Consider the following 26617-nt stretch of genomic DNA (forward strand, 5'->3'; position numbering starts at 1 on the left):
CCCCTTTCAGCGCAGCCTGCCCCGCAGCTGCTCCAGCAGCCGCTCGAACGCCGCTGGCAGTGGTGCCTCACACACCAGGCGTTCGCGGCTGATCGGGTGATCCAGGCTCAGTTGCACGGCGTGCAGGGCCTGCCCCGGCAGGGCCACGGGCAGGCGCCGGCAGCGGGAGTAGGCGGGGTCGCCCACGATCGGATGGCCGATGTGGGCGGCGTGCACCCGGATCTGGTGGGTGCGGCCGGTGTCGAGCTGGAAGCGCAGCAGCGCGAAATCCCCCAGCCGCTCCTGCACCGACCAGTGGGTGCAGGCGTGCCGCCCGCTGGCATCGCACACCACGGCGTATTTCTTGCGATCCACCGGATGGCGGCCGATCGCGCCAATCACCGTGCCGTGGTCGGCGCGGGGTTGGCCGTGCACCACGCCGAGGTAGTGGCGGGAGGCGATGCGCTTCTGGATCTGCACCTGCAGCTTCACCAGGGCCTCCTGGCTCTTGGCCACCACGATGCAGCCGGTGGTGTCCTTGTCGAGCCGGTGCACGATGCCGGGGCGCAGTTCGCCGCCGATGCCGGGCAGGTCGGGGCAGTGGTGCAGCAGGCCGTTCACCAGGGTGCCGTCCCTGTTGCCCGGCGCCGGATGCACCGTGAGGCCGGCTGGCTTGTTGAGCACGATCAGGTGGGCATCCTCGTAAAGCACATCGAGGGGCATCTCCTGGGCCACCAGGTAGGGCAGCGGCTCCGGTGGTGGCATCCAGAGCTCCACTTGATCGCCCAGCCGCAGGGGGGTCTTGGCCCGTCCGGTGATCCCATTCACCCGCACGTAGCCCGCTTCGATGAACTTCTGGATCCGGGCCCGGCTCTGCTCCGGGCGCTGGGCCACCAGCCAGCGATCCAGCCGCATCGGCAGCGGCTTCGGATAGGAGAGCGTCAGCAGCTCGCCTGCTCCCTCGCCGAACGCGGCCATCAGCAACGCCTCCTCTTCGCTGGGTGAATCGGCTCTGCCCGCATCGGCTCTGCGCTCATGCCAGCGGTGCCGCCGGCAGCTCCAGGGCCAGGGCCCCGAGCCTGGAGCAGCGGAAGTCATCCAGCAGCTTGGTGGCCATGCGCAGGCTGTCGCCGCTGGTGTGCCGCCCGGCGGCGGCCTGCAGCCAGCCCTCCACATCGGGGCCCCCGGAGGGGAGGTCGGCCTGGGCCAGGCCATAGCGGCGCAGCAGCAGATCCCGCGGCACTCCGGAGGCCGGCACCGCCTGCAACAGCACCAGCAACTGCAGGAAGGCGAGGGCGGCCGCCTCGTTGTCATAGGCCGCCTGGCCGATGTCGTCGCAGAGGGCCAGCCGCAGGGCCAGCTGCTGGTCATCCAGCCGGGGCGGCAGCACGCCGGGGGCATCGAGCAGGTCGAGGTCCTGGCCCAGCCGCACCCAGCGCAGGCTGCGGGTGACGCCGGCCCGGCGGGCACTGTCCACCACCTTCTGGCGCACCAGCCGGTTGATCAGGGCCGACTTGCCCACATTGGGAAAGCCCAGCATCAAGGCCCGCACAGGCCGCGGCCGCATGCCCCGACCCAGGCGGCGGGCGTGAGGGCGGCGCCGGCCCGGATGGCGGCCTGCTGCAGCTGTTTCACGCCGGTGCCCACCTTGGCGTCACACCACCACACCTGCTGGCCCTGCCGCTTGAACCAGGCGCTCCACTCCTCCCGGGCCGCCCGGGGGATCATGTCCACCCGGTTCAGGGCCAGCAGGTGGTGCTTGCTGCCGATCCAGCGCTGCAGGCGGGGATGGCCCGTGGCCAGGGGGATGCGGGCATCCCGCACCTCGATCACCAGGTCCACCTTGGCGAGCGCTTCCGCCAGGGCCTTCTCCGCCTTGGCGATGTGGCCCGGATACCACTGAATCGCCGGCGCGTTGACGCTGAGCTGGATGGTCTGGGGCTGGGGGGGCATCAGGGCACCACCAGCACCGGACACGGCGCCAGCTGGATCACCCGGGCCGCGGTGCTCTGTTGATCGCTCTCGATGGAAATGCCGCGGGTACCCATCACGATCACATCGGCATTGATCTCATCGGCCACATCGCCGATCACGAAGGCGGGCTTGCCCTCCCGCTCCACCAGCTCACAGGCCACCCCCTGCTGCTCGAAGCTCTGGCGCGCCTCCTGCAGCAGGGCGGCCACCGCGGCCGGGTCGTCGTCGGGCTCCACAACGGAGAGCAGCACCAGGCGGCTGCTGTGCTGCTGCGCCAGCTGCAGGGCCACGGCGGCGGTGTCGAGAGCCTGGCGGCTGCGATCGATCGGGAAGAGAACGGTGTCGAACATGGGTCGATGCCCCAGTGGCGTCAGTCTGGAGCGCGGCGCCCCGGGCGGCCATCCAGACCCCAGCGGCTGGTCAGATCGGCCGTCCGGGTGGTAGAGGGGGCTGGGAGCTAAGCTCCCGCCCGTTTATCCCTACCCCTACCCGCGCACTCCATGGCGAAGCGATCCCTGGCCAGCCTCTCCGCCGACGACCTGCGCGGCAAGCGCGTGCTGGTGCGGGTCGACTTCAACGTACCGCTGGATGATGCCGGCGCCATCACCGATGACACCCGCATCCGGGCCGCCCTGCCCACCATCAACGCCCTCACCGGCAAGGGCGCCAAGGTGATCCTGGCGGCCCACTTCGGCCGGCCCAAGGGCCAGGTGAACGAGGCCATGCGCCTCACCCCGGTGGCCGCCCGCCTGGCTGAGCTGCTGGGCCAGCCGGTGCTGAAAACCGAGAGCTGCATCGGCCCCGACGCCGAGGCCAAGGTGGCCGCCATGGCCGACGGCGATGTGGTGTTGCTGGAGAACGTGCGCTTCTTCGCCGAGGAAGAGAAGAACGATCCTGGCTTCGCCGCCAAGCTCGCCGCCCTGGCTGATGTCTATGTGAACGACGCCTTCGGCGCCGCCCACCGTGCCCACGCCTCCACCGAAGGGGTTACCAAGGCCCTCAGCCCCAGCGTGGCCGGCTACCTGATGGAGAAGGAGCTGCAGTACCTGCAGGGCGCCATCGACGAGCCCAAGCGCCCCCTGGCGGCGATCGTGGGCGGCTCCAAGGTGAGCAGCAAGATCGGCGTGCTCGAGGCCCTGATCGACAAGTGCGACAAGGTGCTGATCGGCGGCGGCATGATCTTCACCTTCTACAAGGCCCGTGGCCTGGCAGTGGGCAAGAGCCTGGTGGAGGAGGACAAGCTGGAGCTTGCCAAGGAGCTGGAGGCCAAGGCGGCCGCCAAGGGGGTTCAGCTGCTGCTGCCCACCGATGTGGTGCTGGCCGATGCCTTCGCCCCCGACGCCAACAGCCAGACCACCCCGATCGACGCCATCCCCGACGGCTGGATGGGCCTCGACATCGGTCCCGATGCCCTCAAGGCCTTCCAGGCGGCCCTCTCCGACTGCAAGACCGTGATCTGGAACGGCCCCATGGGCGTGTTCGAGTTCGACCAGTTCGCCGCCGGCACCAACGGCATCGCCCACACCCTGGCCGACCTCAGCGCCAAGGGCTGCTGCACGATCATCGGCGGCGGCGACTCCGTGGCCGCCGTGGAGAAGGTGGGTGTGGCCGACAAGATGAGCCACATCTCCACCGGCGGCGGCGCCAGCCTGGAGCTGCTGGAGGGCAAGGTGCTGCCGGGGGTGGCTGCACTTGATGAGGTCTGAGGCCGTGGCTTGAGGTCAGGGGGGGCTTCGCTGAGGTGGGGTGGCCCGGGGCCTTTCTCCAGCCAGATCGCTCAGAGGCGGCACACCCGATGACCCAATCGTTGACAGACCCGATCAACCCGCCGCCATCAGCCCCGAGCGTGGCCTTCCTGGGGCTGGGGGCACTCGGTGCCCCCATGGCCACCAATCTGCTGGCCGAGGGCTACCCCTTGCTGGTCCACAACCGCAGCGGCGCCAGGCAGGAGCCGCTTGTGGCCGCCGGGGCTCGCTCAGCCAGCAGTCCGGCAGAAGCAGCGGCGGGCGCCGATCTGCTCTGCATCTGCGTGAGCGATGGGCCTGCGGTGGAGGCGGTGCTCTTCGGTCCCGCCGGGGCGATCGAAGGGCTGCGGCCCGGATCCCTGGTGATCGACTTCTCCACGATCGCCCCGGCCAGCAGCCGCCAGCTGGCCGCCCGCTTGGCCGACCACGGCGTGGCCTACCTGGATGCCCCCGTGACCGGCGGTACCGAGGGGGCCGCCGCCGGAACCCTCTCGGTGCTGGTGGGGGCGGCGCCGCACCACCTGAAGCGGGCCAGGCCCGTGCTGGAGGTGGTGGGGCAGCGCATCAGCCACTTCGGGCCCGTGGGGGCGGGTCAGCAGGCCAAGGCCGTGAACCAGGTGCTGGTGGCGGGCAGCTACGGGGCCGTCGCCGAGGCGATGGCGCTGGGCAGTCGCCTGGGGCTGCCCATGCCCCAGGTGGTGGAAGCCCTGAAGCTGGGGGCGGCCGGCTCCTGGGCCCTGGAGCACCGCGCCGACCAGATGCTGGAGGGGCACTACCCCCTGGGCTTCCGGCTGGCGCTGCATCGCAAGGATCTCGCCATTGCCCTGGAGGCTGCCGCCGCCGTGGATCTCTCCCTGCCCATGGCCGAGCGGGTGGCCGCCATCGAAGAGCCCTGATCGCCCGGGGCCACGGCGACGACGACGTTTCAGCTCTGGCCCGTTGGTTCAGGGAGTGAGTGGGTTCAGAGGGTGAGCTGGGCCCGATCCGCCACCACCCGCACCCGCTTGGTGGCGCTCACGATCCCCTTGGGGTGCACCATCAGCACGGCCCAGGTCTGCTCCCCGGGGGTGTAAGGGGCCTGCACCGTCTTGAACAGGCCGCCGCCGCCGAGGGCCCCGAGCTGCAGGGTGGGGCTGTCCTGGGTGGCCACATCCTGGGGGCTGAGGGCCACGATGCCGCCCGCGGCAATCGCTCCGTCCAGGGGCTCGTCAAAGATCACGTCCACGTCGTAGCGCTGGCCGGTGAGCACCGCATCGGGGATCAGCAGGCTCACGGGCAGGGGGGCGTCGCCGCTGCGCAGCACCGATTGCTCGTTGATCACGGTCTGGCCGGTGATGCGGCGGCCGTCAGTCTCGAGGGCGAGCCGCTGTTCCGCCTCGAGGCGATAGGTGGTGGGCCCGTCGGTGCGGCTGCCGCTCACCTGCAGTTTCACCGTGGCGCGGCCGTCCCGCAGGGCTTCGCCAGGAGTCAGGGTCCAGCGGGCATCGGGGAACTGGCGCAGCAGGGTGTTGCGTCGGCGCACCACATCGGCCGGGTCCAGGTCGGGGCCGCCCTTCAGCAGGGCTTCCAGATCTCCCTGGCCATTGAGGGCGGCCTGGAGGCTCTGGAACTGGGCCGGGATGGGCTCGGCGGCGCGGGCCTGCGGAGCAAGGGGGGCGTCGAGGCCGAGCAGGGGCAGCAGGATCGCCGTGCTCAGCAGCGTGGCGCGCAGGGAACGGTGCCGGGGGTGGCGCATGCTGCTGCTGGGACGGCTTTTAAGTTAGGCACCGTTGGCGGCCACGTCCATGCCCAGGCTCCTGATCGCGGCCAGTGGCACCGGTGGACATCTCTTCCCCGCCCTGGCCGTGGCCGAAGCCCTTCCCCCCGGCTGGGACGTGCGCTGGCTGGGTGTGCCGGACCGGCTTGAGAGGGAGCTGGTGCCCAGGCGCTACCCCCTGCACACGGTGAAGGCGGGGGGGCTGCAGGGGCGGGGTCTGCGCAAGCTGCTCAACCTGCTGCGGCTGCTGGTGGCGATCGGCAGCGTGCGGCGGCTGCTCCGCCGCGAACAGATCGACGCGGTGTTCAGCAGCGGCGGCTACATCGCCGCCCCGGCGATCCTGGCGGCCCGCTGGTGCGGCGTGCCCGTGGTGCTGCACGACAGCAACGCCGTGCCGGGGCGGGTGACGCGGCTGCTGGGGCGGTTCTGCACCCGGCTGGCGGTGGGCTTGCCCCAGGCCATGGCGCAGTTACCGGGCTGTCAGGTGCTGGTGACAGGTACCCCGGTGAGGCCGGAATTCCGCCAGCCGGCCGCCCCTCCGTCCTGGCTGCCCGCCGGCGAGGGCCCCTTGCTGCTGGTGATGGGCGGCAGTCAGGGAGCCCTGGGCCTGAACCGGATGGTGCGGCCCTTGCTGCCCAGGCTCAGCGCCGCGGGGATCAGGGTGGTGCACCTCACCGGCAGCAGCGACCCGGAGGCCGGCGCCCCCCTGCCCCCGGGCGTGGTGGAGCGGCCCTTCAGTGATGAGATGGCGGGGTTGCTGGAAGCCACGTCCCTGGCCATCAGTCGCTCCGGGGCTGGAGCGCTCAGCGAGCTGGCGGCTTGTGGCACCCCGGCCATCCTGGTGCCCTATCCCAGCGCGGCCGACCGTCACCAGGACGCCAATGCCGAGGCGGCCGCGAGTCTGGCGGCCGCCGTGATCGTGCAGCAGCACGCGCCTGAGCTGCCCACCCTGGAGCGGGCCGTCTGGCGGCTGCTGGGCCCGCACCTGCGCCGGGTGCCGCCCCAGGCCGATCCGCTCACGGCGATGGCCGAGGGCATGGCCCGGCTGGACACCCCGGATGCCGATCGGCAGCTGGCCAGCCTGCTCCAGGACCTGGTGGCGGCCAGACGGGTCCGATCCCGCTCCTGAGCACCAGCCTGAGCGCGGGCCTGATCAGTCGGTGGGGGGCAGCTCCTGGGCCAGGGCCGCCAGCAGCCGCCGATGGCCGCGGCGGTCCTGCAGGCCGAGTCGCAGCCAGCTGGCGCCGAGCCCCTCGAACGACCGGCAGTCACGCAGCAGGATGCCGTGGCGGCGCTCCATGGCCTGGCGCAGTTCCACCAGCGGGTCGCTGCCGCGCAGCAGCAGGAAGTTGGCCGCCGAGGGCATGGCCGTGAACTGGCCCCAGCGCCCGAGCTGTCGCCGCAGCCAGGGCTGCTCCCGGGCCAGCCAGCCATGCACCCGCAGGGTCCAGCCCACCAGGGCCGACGGATCGGCCAGCAGCTGCTCCACCGCCGCCAGGGCGAGGCCGTTGACGGGCCAGGGATCGCGCCAGGCGGCCCAGCGCCGCAGCCGTTCGGGGCTGCCGAGGGCATAGCCGATGCGCAGGCCGGCGCAGGCCAGCAGCTTGGTGAGGCTGCGCACCACCACCAGGTTCGGATGGCGCTGCAGCAGGGGCAGCAGTGACTGGGCCTCTCCGCCCGGCACCAGGGGCAGGAAGGCCTCGTCGCACACCACCAGGCGGTGGCGCTCCAGCAGCGGTTCGAGGGAGTGGCGGCTCCACAGCTGGCCAGTGGGGTTGTGGGGGTTGCAGATCCACAGCACCTGGGCCTCGCCCGCTGGGCTGGGGCTGTCGGGGAGGGCCGGGAAGGGCTGGGGGAAGGCCTGGGGCCAGGTCAGCGGCAGGGGCAGCCCCTGCCAGCTGCCGCCCCAGCAGGCGAGGGCCCGGCTGTAGTCGGCGAAGCCCGGCTGGGGCACCAGGCTGAGCCCCGCTGCGGCGGCGTCGCGGCCCGCCCAGGTGAACAGTTCAGCGGCGCCATTGCCTGGCAGCACCTCGGCCGGCTCCAGCCCATGCAGCGCGGCCAGCTGCCCCCGCAGCCGCTGCCAGCCGCGGTCGGGGTAGACCCGCACGGCCGAACCGAGGGACGCCCCCAGCAGGGCACGGCGCAGGGCCCAGGGAGGCCCGAAGGGCACCAGGGAGGCACTGGCATCGAGCAGCCGGCCGGGGGGCTGGCCCAGGCGGGCGGCGGCGGCAGTCAGGTTGCCGCCATGTCGCTCCCCCGTGTCGCTCACCCGTATCGCCACTGTCCAGGGCAGAACGCTAGACACTGAGACATGGCGCTATAAAGCAATCAATCGAGAGCTGGTCCATGACACGGGACTGGTGGTCATGCCGAGGCCTGGGCCCGCTCCGAGGCACCACCTTCCTCACGCTGGTGGCTGCCCTCAGCCTGGGATCTGCTGCGCTACTGAGCAGGGCCGCCCTCGCCGGCTCCACCGACGACCTGCTGCAGCTGCTGGAGCAGCGGCAGTGCCCGCGCTGCAACCTCACCAGCGCCGATCTGGTGCACGCCCGGCTCGACGATGTGGACCTGCGCCAGGCTCGCCTCCAGCGCGCCAACCTCGGTCAGGCGCGGCTGGATGGCGCCCAGCTGATGGGCGCGGATCTGAGCTTCACCACGCTGCAGGGCGCCTCTCTGCGTGGAGCAGACCTGCGCGGCGCCCGGCTGGAGGGCACCGACCTGCGTCAGGCGGATCTGAGCGGTGCCCTGCTCGATCCGGGAGCCCTCTCCCGGGCCCACTGGCAGGGAGCCCGGGGTGTGGACCATGGCCAGCTGAGCTTTGGGGAACTCCACAACGCCGGTGTGCAGGCCGCTCAGCAGGGCCGCTATCCCGAGGCCGAGCAGTTCTTCAGTTCGGCAATCCGGCTGCAACCCGCCGCGGCGGTGAGCTGGGTGGCCCGGGGCATCACCAGGGGTGAGCAGGGCAAGGCCCAGCTGGCCGCCAACGACTTCAACTACGCCGCCAGCCTCTACGCCGCCGGCGGCGAGGAGATCCAGGCGGACCAGCTGCGCCAGGCGGCCGCAACGATCAGCGCGCCACCGGGCCAGCCCGGAGGAGGAGGTAATGGCCTTGGGGGGGCCCTGGTGGGCGGCACGGTGGATGCCCTGCAGTTCCTGCTGCCCCTGGCCGCCAAGGCCTTCATGCCGCTGCCCTTCTGAGCCCCACCCGCTCCGGCCCTCCCTGCCCGCCCATGCGTTCCTCCGGCCCGGCTGGCCACCTGCTCCTGGCCGGCGGCGGCCACACCCATGCCCTGGTGCTGCTGCGCTGGGCCATGGGCCGGGGTCAGCGGCCCCGGCCGGGCCAGGTGAGCCTGGTGAGCCGGCACAGCACGGCCCTCTACTCGGGCATGGTGCCGGGCCTGGTGGCGGGCCTCTACAGCCGCGACGAGGCCAGCATCGATCTGCGCCAGCTCTGCCAGCGGGCCGGCGTGGCCTTCATCCGCGCCGAGATCACCGGCCTCGATCCCCAGCATCGCCAGGTGGATCTGCAGGACCGCCCCGCGCTGCGCTGGGACTGGCTCAGCCTCGACGTGGGTGCCGTGACGGCCGGCAGCAGCCCAGGGGCGGCCCTGCCCGTGAAGCCGCTGGAGCCCTTCCTCGACCGGCTGGATGGCCTGGAGCGCTTCGATCGCCGCGTGCGCATCCGAGGCGGCGGCGCCGCCGCCGTGGAGCTGGCCCTGGCCCTGTGCCGCCGCGGTCAGCAGGTGGAGCTGTTGCTGCGCGGCCAGGGGTTGCACCTCGGCTCGGGAGCGGCCAACCGGCTCGGAGAGCGGCTGCTGCGGGCCGCCCAGGTGGTGGTGCGCCGGGGCGTGGAACCTGAGGCGGCTGCCGATCTGGCCTGCACGGGAAGCGCCGCTCCCGCCTGGCTCGCCGCCGCCGGCCTGGCCTGTGATCGGCGCGGCCGGGTGCTCACCGAGCCCAGCCTGCAGGTGCAGGGCCACCCCGCGATCCTGGCCTGCGGCGACTGCGCCGTGCTGGCCGGCGCGCCCCGGCGCCGGCGGGGGTGTGGGCCGTGCGGGCGGCGCCCACCCTCGCTGTGAACCTGGAGCGGCTGCTGGCGGCTGATCCTGCCCGGCTACCGGCCCTGCGCCCCTGGCGACCCCAGCGCTGGCGCAGCAGCTGCTCGGTGATGGCGGTGGTGCCACGGGCCGGCCTCCGCGGGCCATCGCCCTGTGGGGCCCCCTGGCGCTCGGCCCCAGCCGCTGGCTGTGGCGCTGGAAAGACCGCATCGACCGGCGCTTCATGCAGCGCTTTCTGCCCGATGGCGCCATGGCGCCCGGCCCCGCTGACGCCATGGCCTGCCGCGGCTGCGCCGCCAAGCTGCCGGCCGCACCGCTGCTGGCGGCCCTTGCCCAGAGCGGCCAGAGCACCTCAGCTGAAGACGCCGCCTCGGTGACACGCACGGCCAACGGGGCGCTGCTGCTGCAGAGCGTGGATGGCTTCCCCGCCCTGGTGGCCGATGCCTGGCTCAACGCCCGCCTCTCCACCCTGCACGCCTGCAGCGATCTCTGGGCCAGCGGCGCCCAGGTGCACAGCGCCCTGGCGGTGCTGACCCTGCCCCAGGCCGCGGCGACCCTGCAGCAGGAGCTGCTGCACCAGAGCCTGGCCGGGATCCGCTCGGTGCTGGAGCCCCTGCAGGCCCCCCTGCTTGGGGGCCACACCCTGGAGGCCCGCGACGGCGGTGGGCTGGTGTTGGCCCTCAGCGTCAATGGGGTGGTGGAGCCGCGACAGCACTGGCCCAAGGGGCCGCTGCAGCCAGGCGATGCCCTGCTGCTCAGCCGTCCGCTGGGCACGGGGGTGCTGTTCGCTGCCGCCATGGCCGGGGCGGCCCGGCCTCGCTGGATCGACGCCGCCCTCGAGCAGCTGCAGCAGAGCCAGGCCCCCCTGGTGCCCCTGCTGCGGCAGCACGGCTGCCGCGCCTGCACGGACGTGACCGGCTACGGGCTGCTGGGGCACCTGGGCGAGATGCTGGCGGCGAGTGGAGCCGGGCTGGAGGTGGTGCTGGCGGGCGGGGCTATTCCGAGCTTGGCGGGGGCCCTGGAGCTGCTGCACCAAGGCCATGCCAGCAGCCTGGCGCCAGCCAACGCCAGCGCCCTGGAGCTGCTGGCGGGCCCGGTGCGGCTGGAGCCTGGCGCCGGATCTGGCCCAGGCAGGGCAGCCCAGGACACGGCCCTGCGGGCCCTGCTGATCGACCCCCAGACCTGCGGCCCCCTGCTGGCGGCCGTGCCGGGCGAGGCGGCGGATGCCGCTGTTGGCAGCCTGCGCCGGGCGGGCTTCCCGGCTGCCGCTGTGGTGGGGAGGGTGCTGGGTTGAAGGGCGCTGGGTTGAGCGGTGCTGGAAGATTGACGCCAATCCCCGTGCCGCCCTTGTCCGCCCTCACCCGCTGCCTGCAGGAGGAGGCCTCCGCGATCGCCGCGGCCGCCGAGCGTCTCGATCCCCAGCAGGTGGAGGCTGCGCTGGAGCTGCTGGAGAGCTGCCGCCAGCGCCGGGCCAAGCTGGTGGTGACCGGGGTGGGCAAGAGCGGCATCGTGGCCCGCAAGATTGCCGCCACCTTCTCCTCGATCGGCCTCACGGCGGTGTTTCTCAATCCCGTGGACGCCCTGCACGGCGACCTGGGCATCGTGGCCGCCGATGACGTGACCCTGCTGCTCTCCAACAGCGGTGAGACGGAGGAGCTGCTGGCGATCCTTCCCCACCTGAAGCGGCGGGGCACGAGCCGCATCGCCCTGGTGGGACGGCTGGAGTCGAGCCTGGCGCGGGGCTGCGACCTGGTGCTCGACGGGGCTGTGGACCGGGAGGCCTGCCCCCTCAACCTGGCCCCCACCGCCAGCACGGCCGTGGCCATGGCCATCGGCGATGCCCTGGCGTTGGTGTGGATGGAGCGGGCCGGCATCTCGCCGGTGGACTTCGCCATCAACCACCCGGCCGGCTCCCTCGGCCGGCGTCTCACCCTCACCGTCGGCGATCTGATGGTGCCCGCCGCCGAGCTCGAGGCCCTGCACCCGGAAGCGCGCCTGCCGGTGGTGATCGCCCACCTCACCCAGGGGAGCCCCAAGCGCGGCAGCCTGGGGGCCAGCTGGGTGCATGGCAGCGATCCCTCCAAGCTGGCCGGGCTGATCACTGACGGCGACCTGCGCCGCACCCTGCAGCGTCACGGTCCGGGCGACTGGGATCGGATCACAGCCGCCGAGATGGCCACCAGCGATCCGATCACCGTGACCCCCGATGTGCTGGCCGCCGAGGCCCTCGAGCTGATGGAGCGCAACCGCCGCCAGGCGATTTCGGTGCTGCCCGTGGTGTCGCCCGACGATCCGTTGCTGCTGGAGGGGCTGCTGCGTCTGCATGATCTGGTGCAGGCCGGCTTCAGCGCCAGCGCCAGCTGAGCGCCCCACCCTGACCCGCCCAGTCCCCTGTCCCCCTCCCCCTGGCCCTCCCGATGACCTTTCGCCTGATCGCCGGACCCTGCGTGATCGAGAGCCGCGATCTGGTGCTGCAGGTGGCCGAGCGGGTGAGCGAGCTCTGCAAGGAGCTGGGCATCAGCTACGTGTTCAAGGCCAGCTTCGACAAGGCCAACCGCAGCTCGGGCCAGTCGTTCCGGGGGCCCGGCGCCGAGGAGGGCCTGGCCATCCTTCAGGAGGTGCGGCAGCAGCTGGGCATCCCCGTGCTCACCGACATCCACGAGAGCCACCAGGCCGCCGCCGCCGCCCAGGCGGTGGATGTGCTGCAGATTCCCGCCTTCCTCTGCCGCCAGACCGACCTGCTTGAGGCCGCCGCCCAGGCGGTGGCCGGCACCGACAAGGTGGTGAACGTGAAGAAGGGCCAGTTCCTGGCGCCGTGGGACATGGCCCAGGTGGTGAACAAGCTGGGGGAGGGCGGCCTGACCCCCGAGAGCGGCCGCCTCTGGCTCACGGAGCGCGGCTCCAGCTTCGGCTACAACACCCTGGTGGTGGACTACCGCAGCGTGCCCCAGATGCAGGCGTTGGGTTGCCCGGTGATCTTCGATGCCACCCACGCCGTGCAGCAGCCGGGCGGCCAGGGCACCAGCTCAGGCGGCCAGCGGGAGTTCGTGGCGCCCCTGGCCCGGGCGGCGGTGGCGGCGGGGGTGGATGGGCTGTTCATGGAGGTGCACCCCGACCCCGACCAGGCCCTCAGCGACGGGCCCAACATGGTGCCCCTGCACCGGCTGGAGGCCCTGCTGCGCCAGCTGATGCAGCTGCGCGCCGTGGTGCAGGACGACCTGGCCGTCAGCAGCTACTGACGTCCATGGCCGCCCCCCTGCACGCCCTGCGCTCCCGCCTGCAGCGTCTGGCGATCGGGCCGCGGCTGGCGGCGGTGCAGCTGCTGGTGTGCGACGTGGACGGGGTGCTCACCGACGGCGGCCTCCACTACGACGAGGCCGGCGCTGTTGTGAAGCGCTTTGATGTGCGCGACGGCCTGGCCATCCGGCTGCTGCAGCAGGCCGGCCTCGAGGTGGCTCTGCTCAGCGGCGGCCGCAGCGGGGCGGTGGAGCACCGGGCCCGCCATCTGCAGATCCGCCACTGCCGCGTGGGGGTGGGCGACAAGCTGACGGGGCTGCGGCAGCTGCAGGCGGAGCTGGGCGCGGCGCCGGCCCACACGGCCTTCATCGGCGATGACCTCAACGATCTGGTGGTGCGGCCGGCGGCGGGGCTGCTGGTGGCGCCCGCTGATGCCGCCCGGGGCCTGCGTCGCCGGGCCGACTGGGTGCTGCGGCAACGGGGTGGCCACGGCGCCGTGCGGGAGCTGGCGGAGGCGCTGCTGCAAGCGCGCGGCGCCCTGCAGGCCCTGCACCGGCAGGGCTGGCGCGACGGCAACGGCTGATCAGGACAGTGCTGTGCTCAGGCTCCGGCGGCAGAGGAGCTCAGCCACCGCCTGGCTTGCTCCAGCTGCTCGGCGGTGTCCACCGAGAAGCAGTCCTGCTCCACCACGAAGGTGGCGATCGGCACGCCGGCCTCGATCAGCCTCAGCTGCTCGAGTTTCTCCAGCTGCTCCAACGGCGAAGGCGGCAAGGCCCCCCAGCCCGCCAGCACATCGGCTCGGTAGCCGTAGAGGCCCACGTGGCCCCAGTAGGTGGTGCGGCTGGCCCAGAGCTCGGGCGGCAGGTCGCGCACGTGGGGCAGGGCGCTGCGGGAGAAGGTGATGGCCCGACCATCGGCGGCTCGCAGCACCTTCACCACGTTGGGGTCGTGCAGCTTGGCGGCCTCGAGGGGGTACACGGGCGTCAGCACCGGCGGAGCCCCCAGGGCCCGGAAGCGCTCCACCATCGCCTCGATGATCGAGGGATCGAGCAGGGGCTGATCTCCCTGCACATTGATCACCAGGGTTTCGGCGGCGAGCCCGCCACCAGCTGCCATCAGCGCGTCGACCACCGAGGCCAGCCTCTCGCTGCCGCTGCTGCAACGGGGGGAGGTGATCAGGGCCGCAAACCCCCAGGCGGCCGCCGCCTCCCTCACCAGCTCGCTGTCGGTGCACACCACCACGTGGTCCACCCCCCGGGCCTGGCCGCAGCGCTCGAGCACGTGGCGCAGCATCGGCCGGCCAGCGATGTCGGCGAGCACCTTGCCGGGCAGCCGCGAGGATTCCAGCCTCGCCGGAACGGCCACCACCACCGGGCAGGACATCACAGCGGCCAAGCGGGGTGATCGGCTGGGCGGATCCTATGGGGCAGGTGAGCGGTGCGCTGCGGGGTGGGGGGCTTGAGGAGGAGTCCAGAACGACCAGACCACCCCACGGTTCGGACCGGAAGCCAGGGCGCTACAGCTTCTCCTGCTCCAGTCGCTCGGCTCGCAGCTGTCGCAGCCGCTCCCCCAGCCCAGGCCCCGGCGCCTGCCCCTGGGCGATCAGTTCCCTGGCCCCCAGCGGCGATTGGAGATCCCGCCAGCGCAGCCACCAGCGCAGCAGTGGCCGGCGAGCGCCGGTGCCCGTGACCAACGCCAGCGCCACGGCCTCGGGGGCGATCCCGGGGGTCTCCAGCACGGCACACCAGGACACCACCGAGCGCGGCGCCGCCTCGCCGCCCAGCGCCGCCAGGGCGGCCCGCAGCTGCAGCCACTGGGCCAGCAGCCGGGTGCTGGCGGTGGGGCAACTGCAGCCGCTCGGCCAGGGCGAGGGGATCGGCGGCCCCGGCCACCAGGGCCGCCAGCAGCGGCAGGCCGGCCCGCTGGGCCCAGCGCAGGCGGCGGTGCCAGTGGTGATCGGCCTGCAGCTGGGCATCCAGCAGGGCCAGACCACCCCAGTTCTGCAGCAGCGCCAGGGCCTGGGGCCAGGGTTCACGCCGCAGCAGCAGCTCCAGCTCCATGCGCAGCCGGGTGCCGAGGGCGGCTGGCGCCTGGCCCGGCCGCTCGCCGGAATGCCAGGCCCAGGGCCAGGCCGCCAGGGTGCGCCGGGCCTGCTCCCGGCTGCCGGCCTCCAGCTGGAACCCCAGCCGGGCCCCATAGCGGGCGCCGCGCACCAGCCGGCTGGGGTCGTCCCGCAGGCTGTGGGGGTGCAGCAGCCGCAGTTGCCGCCGCTGCAGGTCGGCCTGGCCGCCATGGGGGTCGAGCAGCTCGCCGCTGGCCAGATCCAGGGCGATGGCATTGATCGTGAAGTCGCGGCGGGCCAGGTCGTCGGCGAGCCGGCCCGGCACCACCTTCGGGTTCTCGCCCGGTTGCGGGTAGGTCTCACGGCGGGCTGTGGCCAGATCCAGCAGCACCGTCTGCCCCTCGAGTTGCAGCTCCAGCTCCACCGTGCCGAAGGCCCCGTGCTCCTGGGCCCCCCGCAGGGCCCCCGGCGGCAGGGTCGCTTCCAGCCGCCGCACCAGGGCGCTGGCGGAGCCATCCGCCACCAGATCCAGGTCGGGCACGCCGCGCCAGGGGTCGTTGTGCACCCGGTGCAGCAGCAGATCGCGCACGGCGCCCCCCACCAGCGCCAGCCGCTGCCCGGAGGCCTCTCCCTGCCGCGCCACCGCGGCCAGGGCGGCCGAGAGCACCGCGGGAATGCCGGGAACGTCCAAGGTTTCGGCTCAGAGTTGCTCGATCGGCGCCAGGCGCGGATCGAGGATCTTGGGGCCCATGCCCTCGAACTTCACGGCGATCGAGATCTTCTCGCCGCTGCCGAAGAGGTGGGTCACGTGCCCCTCCCCGAAGGAGCTGTGGCGCAGCCGATCCCCCACCGCCCAGGTTTTGCCGCCACCGCCGCCAATCGCGGACCCGCGGCGGCGCACGGCGTTGGCCGGCACCCCGCCGCGCCGCCGGCCGCCACCTGGCGGCTCTCCTGGCGATCCACCCGGGTGAGGCGATCCAGCCGCTGTTCACGGCGGATGGCGGCGCCGCCGCTGCGGGGGATGTCGCCCTGCACCAGCTCCTCGGGCAGCTCGGCCAGGAACACCGACGGCACCGCCGGCTCACGCATGCCGCCCCAGAGGCGCCGCTCGCTGGCATGGGAGAGGAACAGCCGCTCCTTGGCGCGGGTGAGGCCCACGTAGCAGAGGCGGCGCTCCTCCTCCATGGCCGAGGGATCCTCCAGGGAGCGGTAGCTGGGGAACAGCCCCTGCTCCATCCCCACCAGGAACACCACCGGGAACTCCAGCCCCTTGCTGGCGTGCAGGGTCATCAGCGTCACCCGGTCCTGCTGGGTGTCCTTGCTGTCGGCGTCACTGGCCAGGGCCGCTGAGGCCAGGAAATCCTCGAGCGAGCCCTCCTCGTTCTCCTCCTGGTACTGCAGGGCGGCGTTGACCAGCTCGTTGAGGTTGCGGCGCCGGTCTTCCGCCTCATCGGTGCCCTCGGTGATCAGCTCGGCCAGGTAGCCGCTCTGCTCCATCACCCGCTGCACCAGCTCCGAGGGGGCCGCGTCCTGGCTGCGGGTCTGCAGGTCGCTGATCAGTTCGCGGAACTGCAGCAGCCCCCGGGCGGAGCGCCCCCCCAGGGAGCGCACCGCCTCGGCGTCGCTCACCACCTCCCAGAGGGGGATGCCCAGCTGGTTGGAGGCGTCGGTGAGACGCTCGATCGTGGTCTTGCCGATGCCGCGCTTGGGGGTGTTGAGCACCCGCAGCAGGCTCACGGTGTCGGCCGGATTCACCAGCAGCTTCAGGTAGGCGAGCATGTCCTTGATCTCGCGCCGGTCGTAGAAGCGCAGCCCCCCCACCACGATGTAGGGGATGCCCCAGCGCACCAGCGATTCCTCCATCGCCCGGCTCTGGGCGTTGGTGCGGTAGAGCACGGCCATGTCACCCCAGCGCAGCTCGTCGTGGGCGGCATCGAGCAGGCGCATGCGCTGCACCACCGCCTCGGCCTCGGCGATCTCGTCGTCGCAGCGGGTGAGGTGGATCGGCTCGCCCTCGCCGCGGGTGGGGCGCAGCACCTTGTCGATGCGCTCGGTGTTGTGGGCGATCAGGGCGTTGGCGGCCGCCAGGATCGTGGCGGTGGAGCGGTAGTTCTCCTCCAGCTTCACCATCGTGCGGGTGGCCTCATCGGCGGCGCCATCACCGAAGTCGTCCTGAAAGCCCATCAGGATCGTGAAGTCGGCGGCACGGAAGCTGTAGATGCTCTGGTCGGCGTCGCCCACCACGAACACCGAACGGCCCTGCCAGTTGGCGTAGGTGTCCGGGTCCTGGCCGTCGGTCACCAGCAGCTTGATCAGGTCGTACTGGGTGCGGTTGGTGTCCTGGTATTCATCCACCAGCACGTGGCGGAAGCGGCGGTGCCAGTAGTGGCGCACCTGCTCGTTCTGGCTGAGCAGCTGCACCGGCAGCAGCAGCAGATCGTCGAAGTCGAGCGCGTTATTGGCGGCCAGGGCGCGGCGGTAGCGGCGGTAGGTCTCGGCCATCAGCTTGCCCCGCTGGCCGCCGGCATCGGCCTCCAGCTGCTCCGGCAGCCAGCCCTGGTTCTTGGCGTTGCTGATCGCCCAGCGCACCTTCTTGGGTTCGAAGCGTTTGGGGTCGAGGCCCAGCTCCTGGGTCACGATCTCCTTCACCAGGCTCTGGGCGTCGCCCTCGTCGTAGATCGAGAACTGGCGGGTCCAGCTGAGCCCCTCGGGATCGCGGAACTTGTCGATGTCGAAGCGCAGCAGCCGCGCAAACAGGGCGTGGAAGGTGCCGATCCAGAGATCCTTGATCACCTCGCGGTAGATGCGGCTGCGCAGCTGGCGCTGCTCCTGGGGCGGCAGGGTGCTCCAGGGCTGGCCGAACTGGCTCTGGGCCAGCTTCTGGGCCAGCAGCAGCTCCAGCCGCTCCTTCATCTCCCGGGCCGCCTTGTTGGTGAAGGTCACCGCCAGCAGCTCCGCCGGATCGGCGCCGTGGTGGCCGATCAGGTGGGCGATGCGGTGGGTGAGCGCCCGGGTCTTGCCGCTGCCCGCCCCCGCCACCACCAGCAGGGGGCCGGTGTGGTGATCCACCGCCTTGCGCTGGGCGTCGTTGAGGCCGGCCAGGAAGGCGCTCATCCAAGGGCCAGAAGTGCTGGCCGCACCCTAGGCACCGCCCCGCGCCAGCACCCGCCCCAGCCGGGCTCGCCAGCGCCGGGCCTGCAACCGCCACAGCGGTGGGGCCTCAAGGGGAGGCTCCCCCGCCAGCAGCCGGTCCCAGTGGTCGTTCACCAGGCTGAGGGCGTCGCGCCAGCGTTCCAGCAGGGCCACTTCGCTGCTGGTCACCAGCAGCGCCTCAAGGTCAGCCGCCGGGGCTCGCCAGGCCGCCGGATCGGCCACGGCGGCACAGATCCGCTCCAGGTCGGCGCTGAGGGTGCCGCAGCCGAGCTGGTGGCCCAGGCGGCCGGGGTCGAGGCTGTCGGCCAGGGCGTGGTTGAAGCTGCTGAACAGCACGCAGCCGCAGGCCAGGGCCTCCAGCGGCGGCAGCCCGAAGCCCTCGCTCACCCCGCTGACGCGCCAGTGGTCGGCGGAGTCGTAGAGCACCACGGCGGCGCTGTTGAACAGGTCCACCAGATCGTCCACCCAGCCGCTCTGCACCTCCACCCGCAGCCCCCGCCGCCGCAGGGCCGGCACCAGCTCCTGCAGCAGGTAGGCGCTGCTCTTGCGCTGCTGCACGAGCACATCCACCGGCCGGGGACCGGAGCCGTCACGGCGGCCCCGCTGCAGCCACATCGGCGCCAGGGCATTCGGCACCAGGGCCAGGGGATTGCGGCTGGCCCACTGGCCCCAGTAGCCGAGCGTGTTGCGGCTCACCGCCAGCACCGGCACCCCCGGCGGCAGCCGGAAGCCGTAGCCGCTGCTGTGGGCGTGGTAGGCCACCGGACGGCCCCGCAGGGCCCGCAGCTGGCCGGGCACCTCAAAGCCCCAGCTCACGATCCAGAGCACCTGCCGGGCTGCGGGCGACCCCAGAGGTTCGGCGCGCAGCAGGTCGGCCAGAAAGGGCCGCTCAGGCTCCCGCCGCCGGTAGGTCACCACCTCGGTGGGAGCCAGCTGCTGCAGCAGGCGGGCAGTCTGCAGTTCCACCAGCAGGCCGCCGCCCCTCAGCCGGCCGCCGGTGCCGGGCACCAGAAATCGAAGCGAACGCAACAGGGCCGTCAGGCGGCGACGGCTTCGGTGCTGCCGCTGCGCTGGCGGCGGGTGAGGAAGCCGAACAGCACCTTGCCGATGGCGGCCACCAGGTTGCCTTCCAGTTCCTGGAACATCTTCATGTTCAGGTGGAAGGCCTGGTTGGCCTCGGCCACGATGCGATCGGCCGTGGCCTGGTCGATCGGCAGTTGATCGAGCGTGGCGCGGTAGTTCACCTTGAAGGCCTTCTCATCGGGAATGGCCGCGAATTCGTAGAAGCGCAGACCATCGTGTTCACCCAGGTTCATGGCTTTCTGGGCGATGTTCTTGAGGATCTGGCCACCGGAGAGGTCGCCGATGTAGCGGGTGTAGTGGTGGCCCACCAGCAGCTCAGGGCTCTCCTTGGCCACCTGGTGCAGCCGCGCCACGTACTCCTGGGCGGCGGGGGTGGCCTTCACGGAACTGCACCAGTCGGGGCCGAAGTAGAAGGCGAGATCCTGCTCGAGGGTGTCGCGGCGGTTGAGTTCGGGGAAGGCCAACGGGCCTACCACGGGATGGTCGCGCAGGCCGGCGAGCTCCTCCTCCATGGCGGAGTACACGAAGTAGAGATCGGCCACCAGAGTGCGGTAGCTGACCTTGTCCACCACGCCCTTCAGGAAGCAGCTCACGAAGCCGGTGTTCTCCGCCATCGTGTGGGCCTTTTTGGTGCCTTCACGCAGCTGGGAAGCGAGAGCAACGGACATGACCGGTGGGGACTTGCAGCGGGCTGGACGTCACGGTAAGCGTGGCGTTTGCCTGCGGGGTTCCCAGATTGCGAAGGGTTACGCGGCGCAGGCGCCGCTGGCCTCGAACAGGTCGAAGAGCTCGCGGCAGAACTGCTGCAGCTTGGCCACCGTGATCGCGTCCGGAGGGTGGCTGCCGGTGGGATGCCAGTCGCCCAGGGTGGCCAGCCGCCAACGCTCGGACTCGTAGGTGAGGCCCCGGATCAGCACGCCGATCAGGCGCGGCCTGCCTGCCGGCGATCCGGGCGCGGCAGCCAGGCGTAACTGCACCAGGAAGGAGCGGCACTGGCTGCGGGGGCTCCAGCCGGGCAGGTGAAAGGAGAGGTCGAGACTGTCCTGGTCGTCGAACTGGCGGGTGCAGGGATCGTCGCGCCAGGGCTTGAGATTGGCGCGGGCATCAGGGAAGTGCACCCGGAACAGAGCCGCCGCCGAGGCGATCGCCTGGGCCAGTTCCAGATTTCTGGCCTGATCGGCAGCGTTCATGCCGTTTCCCCTGAGCAGAACCCCGTAGGAGCGAAACCTAGGCTCCCCGCACCCTCCAGTGCCGCAGGAATGGCTACCAGCGCAACCAGCATGGCGACCAGCCCAGGAAGCTTCGAGAAGCTCAGCCCCCCCAGCAGCGGCACCGCCATCCGGTTCGAGAACGGCCAGCCGCTGGTGCCTCCCGACCCGATCATCCCCTTCATCCGCGGCGACGGCACCGGCGTGGACATCTGGCCCGCCACCCAGCGGGTGCTCGATGCGGCGGTGGCCAAGGCCTACGGCGGTGAGCGCCGCATCGAGTGGTTCAAGGTGTACGCCGGCGACGAGGCCTGCGACCTCTACGGCACCTACCAATACCTGCCCCAGGACACCCTCAGCGCCATTGAGCAGTACGGCGTGGCGATCAAGGGTCCGCTCACCACGCCGATCGGCGGCGGCATCCGCTCGCTGAACGTGGCCCTGCGCCAGATCTTCGATCTCTACTGCTGTGTGCGCCCCTGCCGCTACTACAGCGGCACCCCCAGCCCCCACAAGCGCCCCCAGGATCTCGACGTGGTGGTCTACCGGGAGAACACCGAGGACATCTACATGGGGATCGAGTGGGAGGCCAGCGATCCGGTGTGTGTGGAGCTGATCGCCCACCTCAACGACGTGGTGATCCCGGCCAACGGCAAGCTCGGCAAGCGCAGCATCCCGGCGGGCTCCGGCATCGGCATCAAACCGGTGAGCAAGGCCGGCACCCAGCGCCATGTGCGCAAGGCGATCCAGCACGCCCTGGGCCTGGAGGGGGCCAAGCGCCACGTGACCCTGGTGCACAAGGGCAACATCATGAAGTTCACGGAAGGGGCCTTCCGCGACTGGGGCTATGAGCTGGCCACCAGCGAGTTCCGTGACGTCTGCGTCACCGAGCGCGAGAGCTGGATTCTCGACAATCTGGCCCGCAACCACGGGCTCACGGTGGAGGAGAACGCCCGCCTGATCGAGCCCGGCTACGACAGCCTCACCCCCGAGAAGAAGGCGGCGGTGGACGCCGAGGTGAAGGGGGTGCTCGACGCCATCGGCGAGACCCACGGCTACGGCAAGTGGAAGGCGATGGTGCTGGTGGACGACCGCATCGCCGACAGCATCTTCCAGCAGATCCAGACCAGGCCCCAGGAGTATTCGGTGCTCTGCACCCTCAACCTCAACGGCGATTACATCTCCGATGCGGCGGCCGCCGTGGTGGGGGGCCTGGGCATGGCGCCCGGGGCCAACATCGGCGACAACGCGGCGATCTTCGAGGCCACCCACGGCACGGCGCCCAAGCACGCCGGCCTCGACCGGATCAACCCCGGCTCGGTGATCCTCAGCGGCGTGATGATGCTGGAGTACCTGGGCTGGCAGGAGGCCGCCGACCTGATCACGGCCGGGCTCAGCGCCGCCATCGCCAAGGGTGAGGTCACCTACGACCTGGCCCGGTTGATGGAGCCGCCCGTGGATCCCGTGAGTTGCTCGGGCTTCGCCGAGGCCGTGGTGGGGCACTTCGGCGGCTGAGCCCTGGGGCTCTCAGGGTCTGATGCGGGTGGCGATCAGCTCGGCGATGCGCTGATTGCCGCTGGCGTTGAGGTGGCGCGGATCGGTGTACAGCGCGAGGTTGGTGGTGAGTTCGCTGGCCTGGCTCAGATCCAGGCAATAGGGCAGCTGCCCACAGGAGCGCCGGAGATGGGCATAGAGCGCGTTGATCTCTTCCACATAGCCTTTGCGCTCAAGCAGGGCCACGGTCACGGCATCGACGCTGTTGCGATCGGAGGCCAGACGGCCATCAGCGAGCAGCTGGGCCCGGTTGCGGTCGAGGCCCAGCGTGGGCTGCAACACCACCAGATAGCGAGCGCCGCGAGCTGCGGTGATGCCATGCATCGCTTTGACGTTGTCGCTCCAGATCGCAGCAGCCCGCTCCAAACCCTGTTGTCTTGGCTGGGAGATCGGCTGCGCAGAGAGCCAGCGTTGCTGCTTGTTGGGATCAAGCGTCACTGGCTTGGCGGCGGGCTGATCCGTCGCTGTAGATCCAGCAGTGGCCAGGAGCACCTGGGCGAGCCGCAGAACGGCGCTGTTGTCTGTGAAGCAGAGCAGGCCACAGGAGTAATAGCTGCGATCGCGATAGGGAATGTGATTGAAGGGCTTATCTTCCAGGGCTTTGAGCAGCATTCTGGGGGCATAGATCTTGTCATTGGATCCGTAGAGACTCTCGTCGGCGAAATAGAGCTCGTTAATGCCGTTGAAGCTCACCACCCATCCAGGTGCGGCTTCAGAGAAGCTGGCCAGAAGCCGCACCACTTCCTGGGAGCTGGTGCCACCACCGATGGCCGCATTGGTGATCTGAATCCTGGCCTGGGGAGTCCCCGAGGCCAGCAAGCGGCCCAACTGGTCAGGCCAGGTGCCGTTCACGCCCGAAAACTGAACGCCAAGTGGATCGGTTGTGGATCCCCCCAGCACGAGCAGCCGCGCCATCTCGTTGCCTGTGCCATAGGTCTTTCGGGTGAAGAGGGTGCTGCTGGAATCAGACCCATCGGCATTGGGACTGATCTTGAAATCCCTGGCCTGATGGGCATGGCCAACTGCCGGATGCAGCTCAAAGTTCCATGTCTTCACAGGGCCTTGCCGCCTCGAGATCAAGCCACCAGGAAGTGATTTGTAGACCATGGCTGAGATCACCTCCAGCGCCAGCAGGAAGATGATCAGAACTGCTCCATTGATGCCACAGAGCTTGAGAAAGCTGCGCATCCGGGACGCATCAAGGCGCATCAGAAAATGGAGTAGATAAACGGAGCCAGCACGGACCCCTGGGTGAAGACAATCAGCCCACCCATCAGCACGATCGTGATGATCAGTGGCGCCAACCAGTATTTCTTGCGAACCCTCAGAAAATCCCAGACGTCCTTGAGCAGATCAAGCAGTGCTTCCATGGCGGCTTCCCGTTGCAGGTGATCAGAAAATGCGGTTCAGACTGATGCTCGAATGGGCGCGCGTTTCGCGATAGCTGTCCTTATTCCTGACACGGCGACGCAGTGGGTCATGGCCCCTGAACCGCATCACCAGCGCAATGGGTTGCAGCACAAGAATGAACACCAGCCCAAGAATGACATGGCTGTTGATCCAGCCAAGCCCATGGCCCAGGGCCATCCAGCAGCGGTAGGGAAAGGCCAGCAGCCCAGGAGTCATCAGGGCAAGGCCGATGGCTGGCAGGCCAATCAGCAGGGGCCACAGCACAGGCGCGTGCCCATGCAGCGCAGGAATCAGCCAGCCGAACACCACTGGGATCACGCTGCCCACCAGCAGGCCAAACTCCCTTAGCAGCTTGCGGCTTGGCACGGCAGTACGCATCAATCCAACTCAAAGTCCTGCATCCAGCTTGGATCAGCATGTTGTGGTTGCTGATTCTCCTTAAGCAAAAGCTGATTCTCTAATACAAGCACGTCCATCTCCGTGCGCATGAAGCAGCGATAGGCATCTTCAGGGTTGCAGACGATCGGCTCCCCTCTCACGTTAAATGATGTGTTGACCAGGGTTGGGCAGCCGGTGCGGCGATGGAAGGCCCTGATGAGATTGTAGAAGCGAGGATTGGTCGAAGCATTTACGGTTTGCACCCTGGCTGTGTAGTCCACGTGGGTGACTGCGGGTAGTTTAGAACGTGAAATTCTTAGTTTCTCGATCCCAAAGAGTTGCTGCTGCTCGGCAGACATGGGAATGCAGAGCTCTGCGCGCAAGGGGGCTACGATCAACATGTATGGGCTGCAGGCGTCAAGCTCAAATTGACTGGAAGCCTCTTCCTCGAGCACGGCCGGTGCGAAGGGCCTGAAGCTCTCTCGATACTTGATCTTGAGGTTCATCACGCTCTGCATCTCCTGATTTCTGGAATCGCCCAGGATCGACCGCCCTCCCAGGCTCGAGGCCCAAACTCCATCGAACCATTGAACCAGCCAACCACTTTCCCCTGGTCCAGGAGCTCCGCCAGACGTAGAAACAGCGGTGCGTCTTCGATCTCCTGGTAGTCGGCCTCAATCGAGTCGAGGTAGCTGCGAATCTCCTTATTGCTGAACTGCGGGCCCAGCAAGGCCCCCTTCATGGCATCGCCCCCCGCCTGGGAGCCGCAGGGCTTACGCGGCTGTTGATGGTGCTGGTGCCAGGCCACCAGGGCCGCTCCCAGTGCTGAGCCGGCATCGCCACTGGCGGGTTGAATCCAGATCTGATCAAAGATCTTCTGCCGCAGCAGCTTGCCGTTGGCAACGCAGTTGAGGGCGACACCACCAGACAGGCACAGATTGGTGGCCCCTGTTTCAGCCCTCAGGGTTCGCGCCAGCTTCAGCACAATTTCCTCAGTGACAGCCTGAATCGACGCCGCCAGGTCCATGTGGAACTGACGCAACTCCGTTTCGCGTTCGCGCGCTGGGCTTGCGAACAGCTTGTCGAACTTGCGGCTGGTCATACGGAAGCCACGGTGATACTTGAAGTAGCGCATGTCCAACCAGAAGGTGCCATCTGGTTTGATATCGATCAGGTGCTTCTTGATCAGGTCGACAAAGCGTGGTTGGCCATAGGGAGCTAACCCCATCAGCTTGTACTCTCCGGAATTCACCTTGAACCCGCAGTAATACGTGAACGCTGAATAGAGAAGTCCGAGAGAGTGCGGAAAATTGATCTCCCAGAGCAGCTTGAGGTCTTTGCCTTCGCCGAGCCATGCCGAGGTGGTGGCCCATTCGCCCACCCCATCCATGCAGAGCACGGCAGCCTTGTCGAAAGGGCTGGGATAGAAGGCTGCCCCAGCGTGGGAGAGATGGTGCTCGCTGAACAGCAACTCAGGCAGCTTGGCCCCGTCCCCACGGACGTCGCCGGCCATGCGGTTCGCGAGGGCGCGCAACTCCTGCTTCAGGCGGGATTTGATGAACAGCTTCTCCTTCAACCACACCTGCATGGCGGCCACAAAGGAGCGTCCTCCGCGTGGTGCGGCGCCCAGGTAGGTTTCCAGTAGGCGCTCGAATGTGAGCAGCGGCTTCTCGTAATACACCACCGCATCGAGATCGGCGGGAGTCAGATGTTGGCTGCTGAGGCAATAATGAGCTGCGCTTGCGGGAAAGGTAGCGTCATGTTTCTTGCGACTGAAGCGCTCCTCTTGGGCTGCGGCAACCACTTCGCCGTCCACAATCAATGCTGCAGCACTATCGTGGTAGTAGGCCGAAAGTCCAAGAATCCGCATAGGCGAGTTCAAACCGGCATGGCTGTGGAAGGAATCCTGCCATGGGAACTGCCCCAGCGCTCCGCTGCCTTCCTGGAGCGCTCCTCCAGCCACGCCTCAGGTGCGGGCCTGGAGGCCCTCAGGCGGGGCCTGGCTCCACGATCATCCAGAGCACACGCGTGGCATCCACCTTCTCGAGGATCTCGAGGTGTTCGGCCGTGAGGGCACGGGCATCGTCGTGTTGACCGTTGGCGGCCAGCTCCGAGAGGTGCCCCATGCACCAGTCGCGCAGCTGCGTGATCGAGAGCATGCGCCGTTCGCGGTCTTCGGGCTTGCTGTAGCGGGCTGGAATTGGTTTCCCCATGAAATGCTGTGATCAATCCATGGCACTTTGGCCGGATGGAGCTGAACTGCACCCACAGGATCTGACAGAGCGGTGTACCTTTTGCCACAGGGTCTTGTTGTGAACCCTGCCTCGACGCGAAGCTTTGCCCACGTGTCCACTTTCTCCGGCCGATAGGTTGGCTTGGCCATGCAGTCACATCAATGCAATCCTACGGCAATCCAGAGCCAGCCTATGACTGGTGGGCTGGTAACTCTCGCTTTGTCAGCCAGTCGGGCAGCTTCATTTCGGCCCATGCTGCCCATGCCGGCCTGATCATGTTCTGGGCCGGATCCTTCACCATTTATGAGCTGAGCCGCTATTCCACCGATCAGCCCCTTGGTGAACAAAGCCTGATCCTGCTGCCCAATCTGGCTCGCCTCGGCATTGGTGTGGGTGATGGGGGCGTGCTCTCCCAGCCGGAGGCGATCGTGGCCATCGCCGCCTTTCACCTGGTGAGTGCAGCGGTGCTGGCCGCTGGTGGCATGTGGCATCTGTTCCGGGCCCCGCTGGATCTGGCGGAGGCGGAGGGAACGGCCCGGCGCTTCGACTTCGACTGGAGCGACCACAAGCAGCTGGGCGTGATTCTCGGCCACCATCTGATCTTCCTGGGCCTGGGCGCCACGGCACTGGTGGAATGGGCCCAACGCCATGGCCTCTACGACACGGCGACCCAGACGGTGCGCACGGTGCAGCCGAACGTGGATCTGGCCACGATCTGGTCGTACCAGACCCACTTTCTCTCGATCAGCAGCCTGGAGGATGTGGTCGGCGGCCACGTCATGCCCT

The 26617-nt window shown here is 69.6% G+C and carries 23 protein-coding genes and 4 pseudogenes; 11 read left to right on the top strand and 16 right to left on the bottom strand.

Annotated features, from left to right (window positions below):
* Positions 1–6: 6 nt before the first annotated feature.
* From IQ220_RS01645 to IQ220_RS01655, 3 genes and pseudogenes are all read right to left on the bottom strand, one after another.
* Positions 7–957 (bottom strand): RluA family pseudouridine synthase, encoded by a 951-nt coding sequence (locus IQ220_RS01645; protein ID WP_193913012.1) that lies wholly within the window; start codon positions 955–957, stop codon positions 7–9.
* Positions 958–1012: 55 nt separating this feature from the next.
* Positions 1013–1932 (bottom strand): annotated as a pseudogene (ylqF, locus tag IQ220_RS01650) (ribosome biogenesis GTPase YlqF).
* The gene (locus IQ220_RS01655; protein ID WP_186698104.1) at positions 1932–2303 is read right to left on the bottom strand and encodes a universal stress protein; all 372 of its coding nucleotides are present in this window, start codon (positions 2301–2303) and stop codon (positions 1932–1934) included. The pseudogene ylqF and the gene IQ220_RS01655 overlap by 1 nt, the downstream one beginning before the upstream one ends.
* A gap of 150 nt (positions 2304–2453) precedes the next feature.
* Between IQ220_RS01655 and pgk the strand changes: the two genes are divergently transcribed.
* Positions 2454–3659 (top strand): phosphoglycerate kinase, encoded by a 1206-nt coding sequence (gene pgk / locus IQ220_RS01660; protein ID WP_193913014.1) that lies wholly within the window; start codon positions 2454–2456, stop codon positions 3657–3659.
* 89 nt (positions 3660–3748) lie between these two features.
* A complete protein-coding gene (locus IQ220_RS01665; RefSeq protein WP_370566306.1) occupies positions 3749–4594 on the top strand; it encodes an NAD(P)-dependent oxidoreductase in 846 nt (281 codons plus the stop codon).
* 65 nt (positions 4595–4659) lie between these two features.
* Here IQ220_RS01665 and IQ220_RS01670 read toward each other — a convergent pair whose 3' ends face one another.
* A complete protein-coding gene (locus IQ220_RS01670; protein WP_225875722.1) occupies positions 4660–5433 on the bottom strand; it encodes a hypothetical protein in 774 nt (257 codons plus the stop codon).
* A 49-nt stretch (positions 5434–5482) separates the two neighbouring features.
* Between IQ220_RS01670 and IQ220_RS01675 the strand changes: the two genes are divergently transcribed.
* Positions 5483–6583 carry a glycosyltransferase gene (locus IQ220_RS01675; protein WP_193913016.1) on the top strand — a complete coding sequence of 367 codons (1101 nt, stop codon included), beginning with the start codon at positions 5483–5485 and terminating at the stop codon, positions 6581–6583.
* Between the two features lie 24 nt (positions 6584–6607).
* Here the strand turns inward: IQ220_RS01675 and IQ220_RS01680 are convergent, their stop codons facing one another.
* Positions 6608–7723, bottom strand: coding sequence for an aminotransferase class I/II-fold pyridoxal phosphate-dependent enzyme (locus tag IQ220_RS01680; protein WP_193913018.1), 1116 nt, complete (start codon positions 7721–7723; stop codon positions 6608–6610).
* A gap of 143 nt (positions 7724–7866) precedes the next feature.
* Between IQ220_RS01680 and IQ220_RS01685 the strand changes: the two genes are divergently transcribed.
* The 6 genes from IQ220_RS01685 (at position 7867) to IQ220_RS01705 (ending at position 13332) form a co-directional block, all read left to right on the top strand.
* On the top strand, positions 7867–8652 hold the full coding sequence (locus IQ220_RS01685) for a pentapeptide repeat-containing protein (RefSeq protein ID WP_370566307.1): 786 nt from the start codon (positions 7867–7869) through the stop codon (positions 8650–8652).
* Between the two features lie 32 nt (positions 8653–8684).
* Positions 8685–9533, top strand: coding sequence for a hypothetical protein (locus tag IQ220_RS15455; RefSeq protein ID WP_228008802.1), 849 nt, complete (start codon positions 8685–8687; stop codon positions 9531–9533).
* 202 nt (positions 9534–9735) lie between these two features.
* Positions 9736–10806: a selenide, water dikinase SelD gene (selD, locus tag IQ220_RS15460; RefSeq protein ID WP_228008803.1), complete on the top strand. Its 1071-nt coding sequence runs from the start codon at positions 9736–9738 to the stop codon at positions 10804–10806.
* A 53-nt stretch (positions 10807–10859) separates the two neighbouring features.
* The gene (locus IQ220_RS01695; RefSeq protein ID WP_193913197.1) at positions 10860–11876 is read left to right on the top strand and encodes an SIS domain-containing protein; all 1017 of its coding nucleotides are present in this window, start codon (positions 10860–10862) and stop codon (positions 11874–11876) included.
* Between the two features lie 53 nt (positions 11877–11929).
* A complete protein-coding gene (gene kdsA / locus IQ220_RS01700; protein ID WP_193913022.1) occupies positions 11930–12751 on the top strand; it encodes a 3-deoxy-8-phosphooctulonate synthase in 822 nt (273 codons plus the stop codon).
* Positions 12752–12756: 5 nt separating this feature from the next.
* Entirely contained in the window at positions 12757–13332 is a 576-nt protein-coding gene (locus IQ220_RS01705) for an HAD family hydrolase (RefSeq protein WP_193913024.1), read from the top strand.
* Positions 13333–13349: 17 nt separating this feature from the next.
* Here IQ220_RS01705 and kdsB read toward each other — a convergent pair whose 3' ends face one another.
* The 6 genes and pseudogenes from kdsB to IQ220_RS01735 all read right to left on the bottom strand — a co-directional run bounded on the left by kdsB (position 13350) and on the right by IQ220_RS01735 (position 20237).
* Positions 13350–14132 (bottom strand): 3-deoxy-manno-octulosonate cytidylyltransferase, encoded by a 783-nt coding sequence (kdsB, locus tag IQ220_RS01710; protein WP_193913199.1) that lies wholly within the window; start codon positions 14130–14132, stop codon positions 13350–13352.
* Complete coding sequence (locus tag IQ220_RS16190; RefSeq protein WP_370566308.1) at positions 14132–15502, bottom strand: hypothetical protein; 1371 nt, start codon at positions 15500–15502, stop codon at positions 14132–14134. The genes kdsB and IQ220_RS16190 overlap by 1 nt, the downstream gene beginning before the upstream one ends.
* Before the next feature lie 9 nt (positions 15503–15511).
* Positions 15512–17925, bottom strand: a pseudogene (locus IQ220_RS01720) (UvrD-helicase domain-containing protein).
* Between the two features lie 27 nt (positions 17926–17952).
* Positions 17953–18993 (bottom strand): glycosyltransferase, encoded by a 1041-nt coding sequence (locus tag IQ220_RS01725; RefSeq protein WP_186698223.1) that lies wholly within the window; start codon positions 18991–18993, stop codon positions 17953–17955.
* 8 nt (positions 18994–19001) lie between these two features.
* A complete protein-coding gene (locus tag IQ220_RS01730; RefSeq protein ID WP_193913026.1) occupies positions 19002–19715 on the bottom strand; it encodes a heme oxygenase (biliverdin-producing) in 714 nt (237 codons plus the stop codon).
* A 78-nt stretch (positions 19716–19793) separates the two neighbouring features.
* Positions 19794–20237 (bottom strand): hypothetical protein, encoded by a 444-nt coding sequence (locus IQ220_RS01735; protein WP_186698219.1) that lies wholly within the window; start codon positions 20235–20237, stop codon positions 19794–19796.
* Between the two features lie 90 nt (positions 20238–20327).
* Here IQ220_RS01735 and IQ220_RS01740 point away from each other — a divergent pair, with 90 nt between their 5' ends.
* Positions 20328–21770 carry an NADP-dependent isocitrate dehydrogenase gene (locus IQ220_RS01740; protein WP_193913028.1) on the top strand — a complete coding sequence of 481 codons (1443 nt, stop codon included), beginning with the start codon at positions 20328–20330 and terminating at the stop codon, positions 21768–21770.
* A gap of 12 nt (positions 21771–21782) precedes the next feature.
* On the opposite strand, the gene IQ220_RS01745 is transcribed toward IQ220_RS01740, so the two are convergent.
* The 5 genes and pseudogenes from IQ220_RS01745 to IQ220_RS01765 all read right to left on the bottom strand — a co-directional run bounded on the left by IQ220_RS01745 (position 21783) and on the right by IQ220_RS01765 (position 25810).
* Positions 21783–22997: an SGNH/GDSL hydrolase family protein gene (locus tag IQ220_RS01745; protein WP_193913030.1), complete on the bottom strand. Its 1215-nt coding sequence runs from the start codon at positions 22995–22997 to the stop codon at positions 21783–21785.
* A gap of 20 nt (positions 22998–23017) precedes the next feature.
* Positions 23018–23179, bottom strand: coding sequence for a DUF5989 family protein (locus IQ220_RS01750; RefSeq protein WP_186698215.1), 162 nt, complete (start codon positions 23177–23179; stop codon positions 23018–23020).
* A 22-nt stretch (positions 23180–23201) separates the two neighbouring features.
* Complete coding sequence (locus tag IQ220_RS01755; RefSeq protein WP_193913032.1) at positions 23202–23597, bottom strand: SxtJ family membrane protein; 396 nt, start codon at positions 23595–23597, stop codon at positions 23202–23204.
* Positions 23597–25467 (bottom strand): annotated as a pseudogene (locus IQ220_RS01760) (carbamoyltransferase). Before IQ220_RS01760 ends, IQ220_RS01755 begins: the two are co-directional and overlap by 1 nt.
* 118 nt (positions 25468–25585) lie before the next feature.
* Positions 25586–25810, bottom strand: coding sequence for a hypothetical protein (locus IQ220_RS01765; RefSeq protein ID WP_186698211.1), 225 nt, complete (start codon positions 25808–25810; stop codon positions 25586–25588).
* A 182-nt stretch (positions 25811–25992) separates the two neighbouring features.
* Between IQ220_RS01765 and IQ220_RS01770 the strand changes: the two are divergent.
* Positions 25993–26610, top strand: a pseudogene (locus IQ220_RS01770) (chlorophyll a/b binding light-harvesting protein); the annotation flags it as partial.
* Positions 26611–26617 lie beyond the last annotated feature (7 nt).

The sequence above is a fragment of the Cyanobium sp. LEGE 06113 genome (assembly GCF_015207615.1).

Excerpts from the sequence above, each read along its gene's own strand:
- IQ220_RS01765 (WP_186698211.1), bottom strand. The coding sequence starts at position 25,810 with ATGGGGAAACCAATTCCAGCCCGCTACAGCAAGCCCGAAGACCGCGAA.
- IQ220_RS01730 (WP_193913026.1), bottom strand. The coding sequence starts at position 19,715 with ATGTCCGTTGCTCTCGCTTCCCAGCTGCGTGAAGGCACCAAAAAGGCC.
- IQ220_RS01750 (WP_186698215.1), bottom strand. The coding sequence starts at position 23,179 with ATGGAAGCACTGCTTGATCTGCTCAAGGACGTCTGGGATTTTCTGAGG.
- IQ220_RS01655 (WP_186698104.1), bottom strand. The coding sequence starts at position 2,303 with ATGTTCGACACCGTTCTCTTCCCGATCGATCGCAGCCGCCAGGCTCTC.
- IQ220_RS01705 (WP_193913024.1), top strand. The coding sequence starts at position 12,757 with ATGGCCGCCCCCCTGCACGCCCTGCGCTCCCGCCTGCAGCGTCTGGCG.
- kdsA (WP_193913022.1), top strand. The coding sequence starts at position 11,930 with ATGACCTTTCGCCTGATCGCCGGACCCTGCGTGATCGAGAGCCGCGAT.
- selD (WP_228008803.1), top strand. The coding sequence starts at position 9,736 with ATGCAGCGCTTTCTGCCCGATGGCGCCATGGCGCCCGGCCCCGCTGAC.
- IQ220_RS01670 (WP_225875722.1), bottom strand. The coding sequence starts at position 5,433 with ATGCGCCACCCCCGGCACCGTTCCCTGCGCGCCACGCTGCTGAGCACG.
- IQ220_RS01645 (WP_193913012.1), bottom strand. The coding sequence starts at position 957 with ATGGCCGCGTTCGGCGAGGGAGCAGGCGAGCTGCTGACGCTCTCCTAT.
- pgk (WP_193913014.1), top strand. The coding sequence starts at position 2,454 with ATGGCGAAGCGATCCCTGGCCAGCCTCTCCGCCGACGACCTGCGCGGC.
- IQ220_RS15455 (WP_228008802.1), top strand. The coding sequence starts at position 8,685 with ATGCGTTCCTCCGGCCCGGCTGGCCACCTGCTCCTGGCCGGCGGCGGC.
- IQ220_RS01740 (WP_193913028.1), top strand. The coding sequence starts at position 20,328 with ATGGCGACCAGCCCAGGAAGCTTCGAGAAGCTCAGCCCCCCCAGCAGC.
- IQ220_RS01745 (WP_193913030.1), bottom strand. The coding sequence starts at position 22,997 with ATGCGCAGCTTTCTCAAGCTCTGTGGCATCAATGGAGCAGTTCTGATC.
- IQ220_RS01675 (WP_193913016.1), top strand. The coding sequence starts at position 5,483 with ATGCCCAGGCTCCTGATCGCGGCCAGTGGCACCGGTGGACATCTCTTC.
- kdsB (WP_193913199.1), bottom strand. The coding sequence starts at position 14,132 with ATGTCCTGCCCGGTGGTGGTGGCCGTTCCGGCGAGGCTGGAATCCTCG.
- IQ220_RS01665 (WP_370566306.1), top strand. The coding sequence starts at position 3,749 with ATGACCCAATCGTTGACAGACCCGATCAACCCGCCGCCATCAGCCCCG.
- IQ220_RS01735 (WP_186698219.1), bottom strand. The coding sequence starts at position 20,237 with ATGAACGCTGCCGATCAGGCCAGAAATCTGGAACTGGCCCAGGCGATC.
- IQ220_RS01755 (WP_193913032.1), bottom strand. The coding sequence starts at position 23,597 with ATGCGTACTGCCGTGCCAAGCCGCAAGCTGCTAAGGGAGTTTGGCCTG.